General features: G+C 72.5%; 17 protein-coding genes. 6 read left to right on the plus strand and 11 right to left on the minus strand.

The window, feature by feature from the left end:
- Positions 1 to 25: 25 nt before the first annotated feature.
- Positions 26 to 679: a TetR family transcriptional regulator gene (locus tag AB0P25_RS13230; protein ID WP_363807906.1), complete on the minus strand. Its 654-nt coding sequence runs from the start codon at positions 677 to 679 to the stop codon at positions 26 to 28.
- 59 nt (positions 680 to 738) lie between these two features.
- Between AB0P25_RS13230 and AB0P25_RS13235 the strand changes: the two genes are divergently transcribed.
- From AB0P25_RS13235 to AB0P25_RS13245, 3 genes are all read left to right on the plus strand, one after another.
- Positions 739 to 1,599 (plus strand): SDR family NAD(P)-dependent oxidoreductase, encoded by an 861-nt coding sequence (locus AB0P25_RS13235; RefSeq protein ID WP_363807908.1) that lies wholly within the window; start codon positions 739 to 741, stop codon positions 1,597 to 1,599.
- Between the two features lie 129 nt (positions 1,600 to 1,728).
- Complete coding sequence (locus tag AB0P25_RS13240) at positions 1,729 to 1,932, plus strand: hypothetical protein (protein WP_363807909.1); 204 nt, start codon at positions 1,729 to 1,731, stop codon at positions 1,930 to 1,932.
- Positions 1,933 to 1,989: 57 nt separating this feature from the next.
- Positions 1,990 to 2,778, plus strand: a complete 789-nt coding sequence (locus tag AB0P25_RS13245; RefSeq protein ID WP_363807911.1) for an EAL domain-containing protein — start codon at positions 1,990 to 1,992, stop codon at positions 2,776 to 2,778.
- A gap of 75 nt (positions 2,779 to 2,853) precedes the next feature.
- Here the strand turns inward: AB0P25_RS13245 and AB0P25_RS13250 are convergent, their stop codons facing one another.
- Positions 2,854 to 3,111, minus strand: a complete 258-nt coding sequence (locus AB0P25_RS13250) for a hypothetical protein (protein ID WP_121259778.1) — start codon at positions 3,109 to 3,111, stop codon at positions 2,854 to 2,856.
- A 123-nt stretch (positions 3,112 to 3,234) separates the two neighbouring features.
- On the opposite strand from AB0P25_RS13250, the gene AB0P25_RS13255 reads away from it, so the two are divergent.
- Both AB0P25_RS13255 and AB0P25_RS13260 read left to right on the plus strand, forming a co-directional pair.
- A complete protein-coding gene (locus AB0P25_RS13255; RefSeq protein WP_363807913.1) occupies positions 3,235 to 3,549 on the plus strand; it encodes a hypothetical protein in 315 nt (104 codons plus the stop codon).
- Positions 3,550 to 3,688: 139 nt separating this feature from the next.
- A complete protein-coding gene (locus AB0P25_RS13260) occupies positions 3,689 to 3,955 on the plus strand; it encodes a hypothetical protein (RefSeq protein ID WP_363807915.1) in 267 nt (88 codons plus the stop codon).
- A gap of 105 nt (positions 3,956 to 4,060) precedes the next feature.
- Here AB0P25_RS13260 and AB0P25_RS13265 read toward each other — a convergent pair whose 3' ends face one another.
- The gene (locus AB0P25_RS13265; RefSeq protein WP_363807916.1) at positions 4,061 to 6,616 is read right to left on the minus strand and encodes a DUF4062 domain-containing protein; all 2,556 of its coding nucleotides are present in this window, start codon (positions 6,614 to 6,616) and stop codon (positions 4,061 to 4,063) included.
- Between the two features lie 126 nt (positions 6,617 to 6,742).
- Between AB0P25_RS13265 and AB0P25_RS13270 the strand changes: the two genes are divergently transcribed.
- The gene (locus AB0P25_RS13270; RefSeq protein ID WP_363807917.1) at positions 6,743 to 7,018 is read left to right on the plus strand and encodes a hypothetical protein; all 276 of its coding nucleotides are present in this window, start codon (positions 6,743 to 6,745) and stop codon (positions 7,016 to 7,018) included.
- A 21-nt stretch (positions 7,019 to 7,039) separates the two neighbouring features.
- On the opposite strand, the gene AB0P25_RS13275 is transcribed toward AB0P25_RS13270, so the two are convergent.
- The 8 genes from AB0P25_RS13275 to AB0P25_RS13310 form a co-directional block, all read right to left on the minus strand.
- On the minus strand, positions 7,040 to 7,687 hold the full coding sequence (locus AB0P25_RS13275; RefSeq protein ID WP_363807918.1) for an NADPH-dependent F420 reductase: 648 nt from the start codon (positions 7,685 to 7,687) through the stop codon (positions 7,040 to 7,042).
- Between the two features lie 55 nt (positions 7,688 to 7,742).
- Positions 7,743 to 8,939, minus strand: a complete 1,197-nt coding sequence (locus AB0P25_RS13280) for an OmpA family protein (protein ID WP_363807919.1) — start codon at positions 8,937 to 8,939, stop codon at positions 7,743 to 7,745.
- A complete protein-coding gene (locus AB0P25_RS13285) occupies positions 8,936 to 9,823 on the minus strand; it encodes a hypothetical protein (protein ID WP_363807920.1) in 888 nt (295 codons plus the stop codon). The genes AB0P25_RS13280 and AB0P25_RS13285 overlap by 4 nt, the downstream gene beginning before the upstream one ends.
- 9 nt (positions 9,824 to 9,832) lie before the next feature.
- A complete protein-coding gene (locus AB0P25_RS13290) occupies positions 9,833 to 10,186 on the minus strand; it encodes a hypothetical protein (protein ID WP_363807922.1) in 354 nt (117 codons plus the stop codon).
- Complete coding sequence (locus AB0P25_RS13295) at positions 10,173 to 10,787, minus strand: hypothetical protein (protein ID WP_363807923.1); 615 nt, start codon at positions 10,785 to 10,787, stop codon at positions 10,173 to 10,175. Before AB0P25_RS13295 ends, AB0P25_RS13290 begins: the two co-directional genes overlap by 14 nt.
- A 119-nt stretch (positions 10,788 to 10,906) precedes the next feature.
- A complete protein-coding gene (locus tag AB0P25_RS13300) occupies positions 10,907 to 11,587 on the minus strand; it encodes a glycosyltransferase (protein WP_363807924.1) in 681 nt (226 codons plus the stop codon).
- Positions 11,584 to 12,852 carry a bifunctional PIG-L family deacetylase/class I SAM-dependent methyltransferase gene (locus AB0P25_RS13305; protein ID WP_363807925.1) on the minus strand — a complete coding sequence of 423 codons (1,269 nt, stop codon included), beginning with the start codon at positions 12,850 to 12,852 and terminating at the stop codon, positions 11,584 to 11,586. The genes AB0P25_RS13300 and AB0P25_RS13305 overlap by 4 nt, the downstream gene beginning before the upstream one ends.
- Entirely contained in the window at positions 12,846 to 13,856 is a 1,011-nt protein-coding gene (locus AB0P25_RS13310) for an acyl-CoA dehydrogenase family protein (RefSeq protein ID WP_363807928.1), read from the minus strand. Before AB0P25_RS13310 ends, AB0P25_RS13305 begins: the two co-directional genes overlap by 7 nt.
- Positions 13,857 to 13,864 lie beyond the last annotated feature (8 nt).

A 13,864-nucleotide genomic window follows, 5' to 3' on the forward strand; every position in this document is an offset into this window, starting at 1 on the left:
CCGTACGCCCGGCAGCGCGGGCGGTTCAGCCCGCGAGGGCGCCAGTGAGGTAGGCGGTGAGGATCCGGCGCAGCCGGGGTTCGAGATCGACGAGCGCGTGTCCGAGCCGCGGGTCGGAGCGGTAGAGCTCCGCGATCGGAGGCGGCGGCGTGGAGATCTGCCAGAACGTGCCCGCCAGGGAGGTCGCGGCGGCGACGAGGTCGCGCGCGGCCGCGTCCGCGAGGTCCGGCAGCGCTTCGCGGACCGCCTCGGCGATCCGCGCCAGGCTGTCGCCGGTAGTCAGCTTGAAGGCGCGGACCGCTTCCACCGAGACGTTGCGTTCGAGGTTGAGCGGCGCCTGCGCGAGGAGGTCGCAGAACGGCCCCCGCTCGGTGAGCGTGGACGCGAACGCGGCGGCGACACCGGAGGGGGTGGATGCAGCGCGTACGCGGTCGCACAGGACGGGCGTCCACTCGCGCCAGCCGTCGGCGGTCAGCCGAAGGAAGATCTCCTCGCGCGTCTCGAAGTAGCGGAGCATCGCCGACTTGTGCATCCCGACCGCGTCCGCGATGTCGGTGAGGGTGATCTCCCTGATGCCCCGCTCGGACGCGAGGGTGCGCGCGGCATCGAGGATGGCCTGCTCGCGGGCGGCCTTCGCCTCGGCGGAGCGGGCCCTCTGAAACGTGTCGGCGGAGCTCATGCGCCCAGCTTAGCGCAACGGAGTTGCATTATTTAGTGAAACGGTGTTTCATTAAGTTCATGGAACAGACATGGTTCATCACAGGGTCCTCGCGCGGCTTCGGCCGCGCCCTCGTCGTCGCCGCCCTCCAGGCCGGCGACCGGGTCGCCGCCACAGCGCGCCGGCCGGAGCAGCTGGACGACCTCGTCGCCGAGTACGGCGACCGCATCCTCCCGCTCGCCCTCGACGTCACGGACGCCGCGCGCGCCGCCGCGGCCCTCGCCGAGGCCCGCGACCGCTTCGGCCGCATCGACGTCATCGTCAACAACGCCGGCTACGCCAACGTCGCGCCGATCGAGACGGCCGACGATGCCGACGTGCGCACGCAGTTCGAGACCAACTTCTGGGGCGTCTACAACGTCAGCAAGGCCGCCATCCCGCTGCTGCGCGCGCAGGGCGGGGGACTGGTGATCCAGTTCTCGTCGGTCGGCGGCCGGGTGGGCGGTTCCCCCGGCATCGCCTCGTACCAGGCCGCCAAGTTCGCGATCGACGGGTTCAGCCGCGTGCTCCGCGCCGAGACGGCACCGTTCGGCGTGAAGGTGCTGGTCGTGGAGCCCAGCGGCTTCCGGACCGACTGGGCGGGCGCCTCGATGGAGGTGCACGACATCCCGGAGCAGTACGAGCAGACCGTCGGCCTCATGAACGCACGGGTCCGTCAGAGCGGGAACGCGCCTGCCGGCGACCCGGTGCGCGCCGCCGAGATCCTGGTGGCCGTGACGAAGCGCGACGACATCCCGACGAACCTCCCGCTCGGCGTCACGGCGAGCGAGATGAGCGTCGCCCAGGACCGGCGCCTCCTCGCCTCCGACCTGGCCTGGGAGCCGGTCAGCCGCTCGGCGGACGCCGACCAGCCCTACCCGGCGGAGTTCCCCGCCCAGTAGGGTCGGGGCCATGACGACGGCGTCCGGCTGGTGACGATTCGGTAAACACGGCAGGTGCTGTCTGCCCGACGGGGTGCCGGGTGGCTATAGTCCCGACCGTACGAAGGCCTTCGGACGGGGGATGAGGCCATGCAGGGACTGTCATCGGCGGGAGCTTTCGCCGCAGCGATCGCGCTGGCGGCGATCGTGCTGGCGTTCGCGCCGGTCGGAAACGCCATCGAGCCCGCCGTCGTCGCGGTGGATCTGGTGGTCGCGGGTGTCGCGGGGGCGGCGGCGGCGACCTTTCTGGCCATCGCGGGAGGCGTGCGGCACCGCAGACGCCGGGCGCGCTAGCGGGTAGGGGGCGGTTTACGCAAGGGGTCGGCTGAAAAGTTGACAACCCTCCCGCCCATGGGGACCATCGGAAAGATGACGTTGGTGGACGGGACCCTCGAGGACTTCGCCCGCGATCTCGAGATCGCGCTGGCGCAGCGCCAGGTCCTTGCTGCCTATCAGCCGCAGGTCGCGGTCGCCGACGGCGCCGTCGTGGGCGTCGAGGCGCTGGCCCGCTGGACGCATCCGGCGCGGGGGCCCATCGCTCCCGATGTCTTCGTCGACGTCGCCCAGAAGACCGGCCTGCTGCCGCTCCTCACCGCGCGCATCATCTCCGACGTCACCTCCGAGTACGTCCCCGGCTGCGTCATCGACGTGGCGGTGAACGTCTCGGCCACGCAGCTCGAGGACCCCTCGCTCTACGACATGTTCGACGGGGCCTTCGCGACCGGACGCTGCAATCCGAACACGCTGGTCGTGGAGGTGACCGAGAGCCACAGCATCGAGCACCCGGAGCGCGTAGCGGCCCCGCTGGAGGCGCTGGCGGCTCGGGGGGTGACCATCTCGGTGGACGACTTCGGCACTGGGCACTCGTCGTTCGCTCGAGTGGAGTCGCTGCACGCCCGTGAGCTGAAGCTCGACCGGAGCCTGGTGCAGGACGATTCCCGAGTCCGCGAGGTCGCGCAGATCATCACCGAGGCCCACCACCGCGGCATCCGTGTCGTCGGCGAGGGCGTCGAGGAGCAGCTGCAGTTCGACCGGTTGGCCGAGGCGGAATGCGACCGCGCCCAGGGCTACTGGATCTCGAAGCCCCAGCCGGCCAACGCCCTGCGCTCCTGGTACCGCGCCCGCACGAAGCGCGCCTGAAACGACGAATGCGCGCGACCTGACGACAGGTCGCGCGCATCCATGATGCTCAGAGCGCAGAAGCTCAGCGCGTGCTCAGAGCGCGTCGAACGAGTCGATGTCGACGCGCGGCTCCTCCTGGCGGGTTGCGGGAGGGTCGACCTCGATCTGCGCCCACGTCACCGGCATGCCCGGGGAGAAGAGCACGTCGACGCCGGGACCCCCGCGCAGCGGCGGGATGGTGACGTAGCCGCCGCCGGCGCGCACGGCCTCCAGGATCTTCCCGCGCAGGTCGTCCACCGGATCGGGGAGGAAGTAGTCCTTTCCGTCGACCGTGAGGCGGTGAACGATCATGCGGTGATTCCTTTCATCGGCTTGCGAAAAACTCTATCGCGCGGTCACGATACACCTGTATCGGGCGCGTATATGCTTCGGTGAGCACAGAACGCGCGCCAACCCGACACACGAAAGGCACCCGTGGGCACCCTCCGCTACGACGGCGAAAGCTACGAGCTCGACGACCGTCTGCTCTTCCACATCCAGATCGCGATCAGCACGAAGCTGCGTCGCGGCGAGAACTTCTTCCTCACCTGGCCGGTCCCCGCGGAGCTCGGGAGCGGCCGTCACACCATCTGGGTCGACAACGGCGTCCCCCTCCACATCTTCTTCTCCGGCTCCAAGGTTCCGACGCTCAACAAGGACTGGATCGAGGCCATGATCCAGACCGGCGCCCGCGCCTCCGGGATGGTCGTGATGGAGGAGTCGGAGCTGCGTCCGCCGGCCCAGCGATGACGCTGGGCCACTGCTTATAGCGGATGGTCTGAGGGAAAACAAGGCCCCGCCATTTTCTTGATTCGTTCCGTGGATAGTTCGATCATCTGAATAGATCTTGCGATCGACCCCGACGGAAGAGAAGTAAGGAAAAACGACCATGGCCGAGCAGCTCGCCGACATCATCGACCTCCCCACCGAGTACGTCACCTGGCACTCGCCTGCGGAGGCGCTGTGGGTGGCCTCGACCCCGACCGCCTACGTCGGCATGGTGGACCGCAACCACGACGGTTTCGTCGCCACCGACTGCACCGGCCGCGAGCTGGGCGTCTACGCGACCCAGGAGTCGGCACGCGTCGCCGTCTACGGCGCCTGGGTGTCCCCGGCTCGCGCCGAGGAGGCCTCGGAGCAGGCGCTCATCGCCTGACCCTCAGACCATCCCGGCCGGCGTTTCGGGTGCGCCCACCGGGATCTGGCGGAACCCCGGCACCGCTCTGGTGCCGGGGTTCCAACGTTTAAGCGGTCCCAGCTGTCAGTTGATCGCCGGCTCGGTCAGCGCCTCCGCCACCGCCTGCTCGACGCCGAGCTCGCGTCCCTCCGCGACCGCCGCGGCCAGGCGACCGGGAGCAGTCACCGCGGCCAGTCGATCCAGGTAGCGCTGGTGGAACGTGAATGTCGGGCCGTTGTGCGTGCCCGACCGCTCGCGCAGCGCGTGCGCCGCCCCGGCGAGGCGCCCGGCCCGGTCCACGTCGCCCGCGAGAGCGGCGACCGCGGCCAGTCCTTCGAGCCCGTACGCGATGCCCTCGATGTGGCCGAGCGAGGTCGAGAGGGTGACGCTCAGGGCGAAGTCCTTGCGGGCGTCCTCCGGCGACCCGAGCAGGAGGTGCGCCCAGCCCAGGTGGTAGGCGGCGATGCGGCCGCCGACGGCATCCCCGCTGCGCTGCGTCAGGGCCAGCGACTCGTCGAAACGCTCGAAGGCGGTGTGGAGGTGCTGCTGAAGAAGGGCCACGCGCCCGAGCAGGACCAGTGCCATCGACTCGCCCCAGCCGTCACCGGTCTCCCGGAACAGCGCGAGGCTGCGGTCCATCACCTCGCCGGCCCGGGCGGTGTCCGGCTTCTCGCCCGCCATGAGGGCGAGCGCGAGGGAGATCATCGCCATCGCCTCGCCGGAGCGGTCCCCGCAGCGGCGGAACAGGTCGGCGGCCTCGGAGAGGTCGGCGGCGACCCGGCCGTCCGGGTCCTTCCAGAAGCGGATCGTCCGCGTGAAGTAGAGCGCGATGGCCCGCGTGCGGTCCTGCAGCGTGTCGCCGGACTGCAGTGGTTCATCCATCCATGTGCGCACCTCGCCGAGCAGCCCGGTGACCCAGAAGTAGAGGAACAGCGGGAAGGCCAGCTGAGCGGCGCGGTCCCAGTCGCGGGCATCCAGGAGGTAGCGCTCCGCCGCCCGCAGGTTGTCGCGCTCGTCGCCGAGCCGCTGCATCCACTCGCGCTGCCCGCCGGCCTTGAGCGGCAGCCGAGCCCGCGCACCGAGGTCGATGAAGTACCGCGCGTGGGCCTCCCGCGCGCTGTCCAGCTCGCCGTCGGTCGCCAGCTGCTCCCGGGCGTACTCGCGCACGATGGCCTGCATCGTGAAGCGCGGGCGGTCGTCGCTGTCGTGCTGCGACACCAGGCTGGAGTCGATCAGCACCGCGAGCTCGCTGAGCACGTCCATCCCGTCGCCGTCGCCGACCGACTCCGCCGCCTCCAGGGTGAATCCGCCCTCGAAGACGCCGAGCCGGGCCAGCATGCGACGCTGGTCGGAAGTCAGCAGCTGCGTGCTCCACTCGATGGTGCGGCGGATGGTCTGCTGTCGCTCCGGGAGGTCGCGGGAGCCGCCGACGAGCACCGACAGCCGGCGGTCGAGGCGGTCCAGCAGTTCGGCGGGGGAGAGGACGCGGATGCGGGCCGCGGCGAGCTCGATCGCGAGCGGGGCGCCGTCGAGGGCGGCGCAGACGCGCGCGACCGCTTCCTGGTTCTCCGGCGTGATCTCGAAGTCGGGCTTCACGGCGTGCGCGCGCTCCACGAACAGGTTCACCGCCGAGTCCTCGGCGAGCGGACCCACCTCGTAGCTCTGCTCCGCGCTCACGCGCAGCAGGGAGCGGCTGGTCACCAGGATGGAGAGGCCGGGCGCGGCGGCGAGCAATCCGGTCAACTGGGGGGCCGCGTCCAGCACCTGCTCGAAGTTGTCGAGCACGAGCAGGATGCGCCGGTCCCGCAACGCGGTGACCAGATTGTCCAGGATGGGCGCGTCTCCGGTGTCGCGCACGCCGAGCGCCTGCGCGATGCGGTTGGGCACCCGCTGCGGGTCGTGCACGGCCGAGAGGTCGACGAAGACGGCGCCGTCCTCGAAGTCCTGCGCGGCTGCGCGGGCGGCGGCGATCGCGAGCCGGCTCTTGCCGATCCCTCCCGGGCCGGCCAGCGTGACGAACCGGGTGCCGTGACGCAGCCGGTCGACGATCGAGGCGATGTCGTCGTCGCGTCCGACCAGGCCGGTGAGCGGCACCGGGAGGCGCACCGGCTCGACCACGCGGTCGGCGTCGCTGGCCACGTCGGCGGTGACGGCGGACCGGCTCATGTCGAAGCGCTCGGCGAGCAGCGTGGCCAGATCGTTCTCGATCAGTCCCGCCAGCTCCTTCGGCGTCTCGAAGTACTTGTAGGCGGCGCGGTCGTCGTCCCGGATGCGAGCGAGCAGGGCGGCGAGCTTCGGCTCCCGGTCGTCGGCGGGGCTCTTCACGTAGAGGAGGCGCGGCAGCTCGGGCGGGCAGAGGTTGTACTCGTCCTCGAGTCCGGAGACCTCCTCGTCCGGTGCGGTCCAGCCGTAGCGCTCCCAGTACAGGCCGATGAACACGTCGCTCTGCTCGAGGTAGGCCCGGTAGAGCTCTCGCGGGGGATGGGGACGGGCGCCCAGCTCGAACATCACGGGGGCGAGATGGAGGCGTTCGATGGCCGTCCGCGCGGCCCGGCGCTCGGCGGCGAGCTCCTGCAGCGTGGAGGAGACGAAGATCCGGAGCCGCTGGTCCGGCGTGCGGATCACGTGAGGACTGCTCATGTAACGTCATTCTGTTGCGTTCGTATGCGCTTGTACAGAGGTTTGTGCGCGCGACGCGTATAACACGGTCGCCGTAGGCAGCACAAGGCTCTACAGCCGCCTCGCGGACGGGCGTTTGCTAGGCGTGTGAAAGAAATCGCCTGGTACGTCCTCGGGTTCTCCGCCGCCGTCTGCGCGCTGGCGTTCGGGCTGCTCCTGGCACCGGATGCGGGCGACGCCCGCGAGGTCTCGGGAGGGCTGCTGCAGCACCTGTCTCCCACCGAGTGGGCCGACCTCGTCGTCGCACTCGTGTTCGGGCTGATCGCGTTCGTCAGCGGCAGCTACCTGACGTCTCGCGCGGCCGCCGAATCCGACGACACCGTGGTGACGGTGGAGCTGCTTCCGGCCGAGACGGCCGCCTGAGCCCCACCGCCACACGGTGAGTCACATGTCGCGGTAGCGCTTCGCCGCCGCCAGCGCGTCGCGCAGTCCCGCCGCGTCGAACCGCTTCACGTACGCCGGGGTGTCGCGCTGGGCGCGCCATCCTTCGGCCAGTTCGCCGATGTCCACCGGGTCGAAGCCGAACTCGTCGATGAGTTCGGCGACCCGCTCCCGCGCCCCGGCGTCATCGCCCGCCACGATGAGCGCGCGGCGCCCCTCGCTGCCGGCCGGCTGGCTCTGGCTGGTGAGCTCTCGGGCGCCGATGTGGTTGAACGCCTTCACGACCTTGGAGGTCGGCAGCACCTTCTGCAGGCGCTCGGCGACGGTCGTCGACTCGTCGTCCAGCTCCGCGATGTGGCCGTCGCGCTGCGGGTAGTAGTTGTTGGTGTCGATCACGATCTTGCCCGCAAGCTCGTCGACCGGCAGGGTGGCCTCCGCGGCGAGCGGGGTGGTCACCACGACGATGTCGCCCGCAGCGGCCGCCTCGGCGGGGGTCGTCGCGCGGGCGTGCTCGCCGAGCTCGTCGACGAGGCCCTGCAGGGTCTTCGGGCCGCGGGAATTGCTGAGCACCACGTCGTAGCCGCGCGCGACCGCGAGGCGCGCGAGCTGGGATCCGATGTGGCCTGAACCGATGAGTCCGATAGTGGTCATGGTCGGGGCAACCGCGGGCGTCGCCGCCGGATTCCCGTCCGGGGTGAGAGTCCGCTCAGCCGCAGAGCCCGACTCCCGCCGAGGTGAGGATCACCGTGCGGTTCTGCTCCGCCAGCGCGTCCGAGTAGGCGCCCGACGCATCCGTCTCCGCCTTCCAGCCGCACCACTCGTAGCCGACCCCGGCGGTCTGCAGCGACGCGGCGGGCACGCCGAGCGCGACGAGCGCCGCCTTGACGGCGTCCGCCCGTCTCAGCGACAGGGCCGTGTCGGCGGCGTTGTTCTTCGCCTGGTCCTTGGAGGCGGTCCCGGTGATCGTCACGGTCTTGCCGTTCTGCTCGATGGCGGGCACCAGGGTGGCGAGCACCTTCTGCGCGGCAGCCGGGTCGGAGAACGACGCGGTGTCCTTCGTGAACAGCAGGTCGCTGTTCCGGATGACGACGGGCTTCGTCCAGTCGGTCTTGGTCGCGACCGCCTCGACCGTCACCGGCGTGACGGCGGGGAGGGACGCGGCGGCGGTACCCGACGCGGGCTCCGGCAGCAGCGACAGCGTGCCGCCCGCGGCCGTGATCACCGCCGACCAGATCGCCTCGAGGTTGCTGCGCGCCGGGACGGTGAGCGGCTGCTGCGCGCCCGCGACGTCGCCCATGCCGGACCAGTAGACGGTCACGCCCTTCAGGTCGGAGGGGAGGAGGTTGCGCGCGGTGAGGTCGGCGACGACCTGCGCCGGATCGGCGTAGAGCAGGCCGGTGCCGGCGAAGTTCAGCGGGTCGGTGGTCTGGAGGCCGCTGCCGACGACGATGACGCCCATCGGGTCGCTGCCCAGGTTGCGCGCCGCCTGGTCGATCGCGCCGAGGAAGTCGACCTCCGGCGCGCTCGCCTTGAGTCCGTCGATGTACGACGTGATCTGGGTCAGCTTCGTGCGCTGGTCGTTCTGGCAGACGATCGCATCCTGCGCCGACGATCCGAGCGCCGTCGTTCCCATGACCTGGGGGGTGCCGGAGGGGACGACGACCGTCACCGAGCCGTTCGTCTTGCCCGCCGCCTCCAGCTGCGAGGAGGCGGACGCGGGGAGTGCGACGGCGGGAGCGTTCGCGGTGCTGCCGGCCACCACGCCGAGGTTGCGCTTGTGCGACTGGTCGCAGGCCTCGCCGGAGGCGGTGGCGGGCGTGCACGCGGTGAGGCCGGCCGTGATCGCGACGAGGGCGGCCGCGGCGGCGACCAGGCGGGGGCGGATGCGGGGACGGGGACTCACTGGGCGCCTCCGCTCGGGCCGGCCGGGGCGGTCGGCGGCAGCGGCGGCACCACGTCCGGCGCTTCGACGCTGCGGCGCGACCGCAGCTCGCGGATGATCTGGCTGGTGCTCTCGGGATCGCGTTCCCGCTGCGCCAGGCGGGTGGCGAGCTGGGCGCGCACCACATCCATCCGCGAGTGGAAGGTGACGCGCGCTCCGGTGTACCGGACGGCGTCGTGCGCGTCGAGCAGCATCGCGGAGCGGGTGCGCTCCTGCGCGGCGACGGCCTCGCCGAGCAGTCGATCGCGGTGCACGCGCAGCCGCGCCGCGTGTGCGTGCGCCTTCTCGGCCGCGGTCAGCAGCGGCCTGGTCGTGAGCCAGGCGACGACGAAGCTGATCGCTCCCGAGGTGACGAGCACGCCGAGCATGAGAAAGGCCATGATCGTGTCCGGGGCGGTCCACGAGAAGCCCGCGGGCGCGGCGGTCTGCGAGCCGCCGACCAGGCCGGTGAGGCCGCCCGCGCTCTGCGCGTCGATGCCCGCCTTGATCCGGGCGACGGTGATCGCCGCCAGGATGGCCGCCCAGACCAGAGCGAGCACGATCGAGACCGCGATCCACCGGCGCGACATGACCCCGGCCTGCACGCGACGCAGCAGGATGGCGGTCACGTGCGGGAGCGTCACCACGGCGAGCGAGATGCCCAGGGTGATCACGTACATCTGCACGCCGATGGACCCGTACTGGCTGTCGTTGCGCAGCAGAAGGGTCAGCGCCTGCGCGAGCAGGATGTAGTCCACCGCGATCATGGCGACCAGCAGCACGTAGACGAGCACGTGCGCGAGCGGGGAGACGTGCCCGACGCGCGGGCGCATCCGGGGAGGGCGGGAGACGATGTCGCGAGCCATGGCGGCCTCTCAGGCGTAGGTGTGGAAGTCGGGATCGTGACCGGCGAGCTTGGCGTCCAGCCGCTCGGCGTCCACGTCGGCGCGGCGGATGTCCGTCTCGACCCGGTCGAGGGCGCGTCGGATCAGCTCCTCACGCGCCTGCGCCTCCGCCACGCGGGCGGACGCGACGGCGACGTTGCGGGTGCGCTGCCGCTCCAGGTCGGCGACGCCGGCCCGCTCGAAGGCGGCGAGCTCGTGCTCGAACACCTCCAGGGTCTCGACGTCGACCGCGTGGCGCATCCGGCGCAGCCGCCAGAGCAGACGGCGGCGCAGGCCGCCGGTGCGGGGGACGCGGTAGTCCTTCAGTCGTTCACGCCGGGGCATCGGTCCTCCTGGGGTCGGTCTCGTGCGGTGCGATCGGATGCAGCGCATCCACCGCGGTGCCGCGCGACGACAGCCAGCCGGCGCGGCGGATCGGGGCGGGCTGCGCGGCCACGCGCCCGGACGTCGCCCGCCGCAACGCGCCCCAGTACACGGCGGTCCGCTCGTCGGTGCGGTCGAACCTGCGGGCGGCGCGGAGCTGCGCGGCGGTGAAGCGGGCGTTGATGAGCGCGCTGAGCTGGTCCGCGCGGCGGTGCGCCCGGCGGATGCGGCGCTCCAGGCGGCGCAGCTCCTCGAAAGCGGGGCCCTGACCCTCGGCGATCCGCAGCCGGTCGGCCTCGGGCAGCCGCTCCAGCCGGTCGTCGTACGCGTCGAGATCGGCGCGCAGCGCAGCCGTCACGACCCGGTGCTCGGTCAGCTCGCCGCGCATGTCGCGGAAGAAGCGCTGCTCCTCGCGCCGGGCGTACGCGTCGGCGCCGGCCTGCAGCGCGGCGACCGTCGGCGTGGTCGTCTCGGGGCCGGCGGCCGGTGCGTCGTGCACGGCCGCCGCGTCGCTGCGCGCCTGCCGGGACAGGCGCCATCGGGCCAGGGGTCCGGCTCTCACCGGCGCTCCGGGTGTCGCTGCGTCATAACGCGGCAGCGTAGGGAGCGGGCCTGTGCGTCGGCTAGGTAGCAGTCGAAGGAACCCCGAACGTGACCGAACCGTGACCCGCTGCGGACGCCTCAGCCGGCCTCGACCGCGAGGGCGTCCAGGTAGCCGGCGTAGCCGCGCGGAGCACGGCCGGCCAGGCGTGCGGAGGTGATGACCGGCTCGCGCTCGGACGACAGCACGACGGCCCCGGAGCGGCGCAGCCGCTCGGCGAGGTCGACGTCCTCCGCGGTGTCCAGCGGCGCGACCCCGCCCGCCGCGCGGTAGGCCGACGCCCGCATCCCCAGGTTGGCGCCGTGCACGTGGCCCAGCGTCGCGCCGGGCGGGTGGCTGTCGAGCCACACCGTGCGGCGCACCGGGTCCAGGTCGTCCAGCACCGGAACGACCGCGCCGATGTACGCGTCCGCCCGGGCGGCCGCGCGCAGGTGCTCCGCGAGCCAGTTACGCGGGACGGTGCTGTCGGCGTCGGTGAAGGCCAGCCAGAGGCCATCGGCGGCGCTCGCCGCCAGGGCGAGCTCCACGCCGTGCGCCCGGCTGCGGCCGACGTTGCTGAAGGCGACGGACGCGGTCCGCACCTGCGGATGCCGGTCGGCGATCTCCGCCGAACGGTCGGTGCACGCGTCGAGGACGAGCACGACGTCCACGGGCACGCCGACGCGATCGGCGGCAGCCTCGACCGAGGAGAGGCACGCGTCCAGCGTCCTCTCCTCATCGCGCGCCGGGATCACCACGGCGATCCGGCGGACCGGCGTCACGCGAACACCTCCAGCACGAACCCGGCGTCCTCGTGCACCACGACCCGAGACAGCGCGGAGCGCTCGCGGAACCGCGCATGCGCCGACGTCCCGGACTGCGCGAAGTCGTCCGCGTCGCCCGTCCAGTGGCACAGCAGCACCTCGCCGCCGGGGCGCAGCGAGGCGTGGATGCGGTCGATCACGGCATCCCATTCGTCCTCCGGCAGGTAGTAAGCGAGCTCCGAGACGACGACGAGATCGGCGTGGCCGGGCGGCCAGTCGCCGGGCACGCGCATCCGCTCGACCGTGGCGTGGGGCCGGTCGCGGACGCGCTCGGCGGCGGTCTCCACGGCGGCGGCCGACCCGTCCACCGCGAGCAGTTCGTCGCAGCGGTCGGCGAGGAGCGCCGTCGTCTCGCCCACCGAGCAGCCCAGCTCGATCACGCGTCCGTAGCGCTCATGGGGGAGGGACGCCGCCAGCACGGCCCGCCGCCGGCGTTCGTACCAGCGGGTGCGGACCCGCCAGGGGTCATCCCGCTCCCGGTGCATCCTTTCGAAGTGCTCCTCGGCGCTGGGCGGCGGCGCGATCAGGATCTCGCGGCCGGTCGCGGCGCGCTCGACGAAGCCGGGTTCCAGCACGCCGTCGCGGTTCGCGGAGGTGCGGAGCTGGCTCGCGAAGCGGGACAGGGCCGCCCGTTTGCTGCGGCGGTCCGTCTCGGTCAGCGGGACGAGGTGCACGCGTTCCCACGGCACGTCCTCCAGGGTGCCCCACTGCCACAGCCAGACCGGGTACAGCAGTGCGCTCTCTCCGCGATCACGCACCGCGGCGGCGACCTCGCGGCCGAGCGTGCGGTGGTCGCCGTGGCGGTCGCCCGTCCACGGTGCGAGCAGCAGACGCTCGGCGTGACTCTCGGTGGGCAGCCGGTCGAGCAGGTCGGCGATGAGCGTCCGCAGGGCGGGCGCGTGATGCTTGAGCGCGCCGTCGGGAAGGCCGAGCACCGTCACGCGGTCGGGGGCCGCCGCGACGCCGAGGTCGTCGAGGGCCGCCTCCAGCTCGCCGACGCGCTCCGGCGGATCGGCGGTCGCCACGACGACGCGGACGACCGATCCCGACCGCGCCGCACGGGCGATCAGGCCGCCGGCGCCCAGCGTCTCGTCGTCCGGATGGGCGGAGAAGACGACCAGTTCCTCCGGGAGCTCACCGAGCGGGGGCACCGCATCCCACTGGGTCGCGGCCTCCCACGCCGCCGGCGTCGTCACGGAGACGCGCGGATCGAAGCTCACCACCAGGCCGACTCGCCGTCCAGCCCGGGCAGGCGGTTGGCCAGCGAGACGTCGTCGCGGCCGCGGTGGTACTGCGTGGCATACAGCTCGAGGTCGGCGGCACGCCGGGCGTGCGTCTCGTCGAAGGCGAGAGCGGCCGGTCCCAGCAGATCGAGGACGGCCGCCAGGGTGAGCGCGACCGCGTCAGCGGCGGCGCCCCGGACCGTGTGCGCGAGCACCGCGGCCTCGTCCCCGGAGACGCCGGCGTCGATCGCCTCGGCCGCGCGTGCCAGGTGCAGGCGCGCCGACTCCAGGACGCGGTAGAGCTCGCCGGTGCGGGCGGCGCGGAGCGGGTCGTCGGACGCGGCGGCACGGTCGGCGAGCGCCCGGAAGAACGGCACGCAGCCGCCCCACCAGCAGGCGGCGACGCCGATCCCGCCCCAGCGGAAGCCGGGACGCTCCAGGTACCAGCCCGGATCGCCGACGGGTTCGGCCGGCACGTGGTCGAACTGCAGGGACCCACTGGTCACTTCGGCCAGCCCGCGTGCGACCCACGCGGTGGGTTCGGCGGCGACCCCGGGCGCGCGGAGGCCGACGGCGAACATCCGCCGGTCGTCTCCGTCGCGGGCGGTCACGAGCGCGTGGCTGAGCCGGCCGCCGAGCGAGCACCACGGTTTCACGCCGGTCAGCGTCCACCCGTCCGCGGTGCGTTCGGCGGTGAGGGAGGTTCCCGGCGCCTCGGCCGCGAAGACGCCCCAGGTCGTGCCCGCGGCTGGAGCCGGGTGCCCCGCATCCGCGAGGATGGCGAGCGCGTCGAGGTGCGGTTCGAGCACGCGCGCCGCGGTGACGTCCGACGCGGCGACCCGGGCCAGCGCGGCGAAGCGCTCGCGCGTCCGTCCGCCGCCGGGGAGGGGGACCGCCGCGGGATCCGTCGCCCCCAGCGCATCCAGGAGCGGGTCGACCCGGCCGGACGACGTCTCCGCCGCGGCTTCGTACGTCGCCAGGCCGGCAGGCGCGATCGTCGTCATGTCACCAC

This window comes from Leifsonia sp. NPDC077715 (genome assembly GCF_040686855.1).
Taxonomy (GTDB): Bacteria; Actinomycetota; Actinomycetes; order Actinomycetales; family Microbacteriaceae; genus Leifsonia.

Bases quoted from the DNA above. Each gene is read 5' to 3' on its own strand.
- AB0P25_RS13235 (WP_363807908.1), top strand. From the start codon at position 739: ATGGAACAGACATGGTTCATCACAGGGTCCTCGCGCGGCTTCGGCCGC.
- AB0P25_RS13245 (WP_363807911.1), top strand. From the start codon at position 1,990: ATGGGGACCATCGGAAAGATGACGTTGGTGGACGGGACCCTCGAGGAC.
- AB0P25_RS13250 (WP_121259778.1), bottom strand. From the start codon at position 3,111: ATGATCGTTCACCGCCTCACGGTCGACGGAAAGGACTACTTCCTCCCC.
- AB0P25_RS13265 (WP_363807916.1), bottom strand. From the start codon at position 6,616: ATGAGCAGTCCTCACGTGATCCGCACGCCGGACCAGCGGCTCCGGATC.
- AB0P25_RS13260 (WP_363807915.1), top strand. From the start codon at position 3,689: ATGGCCGAGCAGCTCGCCGACATCATCGACCTCCCCACCGAGTACGTC.
- AB0P25_RS13285 (WP_363807920.1), bottom strand. From the start codon at position 9,823: ATGGCTCGCGACATCGTCTCCCGCCCTCCCCGGATGCGCCCGCGCGTC.
- AB0P25_RS13310 (WP_363807928.1), bottom strand. From the start codon at position 13,856: ATGACGACGATCGCGCCTGCCGGCCTGGCGACGTACGAAGCCGCGGCG.
- AB0P25_RS13240 (WP_363807909.1), top strand. From the start codon at position 1,729: ATGCAGGGACTGTCATCGGCGGGAGCTTTCGCCGCAGCGATCGCGCTG.
- AB0P25_RS13275 (WP_363807918.1), bottom strand. From the start codon at position 7,687: ATGACCACTATCGGACTCATCGGTTCAGGCCACATCGGATCCCAGCTC.
- AB0P25_RS13290 (WP_363807922.1), bottom strand. From the start codon at position 10,186: ATGCCCCGGCGTGAACGACTGAAGGACTACCGCGTCCCCCGCACCGGC.
- AB0P25_RS13230 (WP_363807906.1), bottom strand. From the start codon at position 679: ATGAGCTCCGCCGACACGTTTCAGAGGGCCCGCTCCGCCGAGGCGAAG.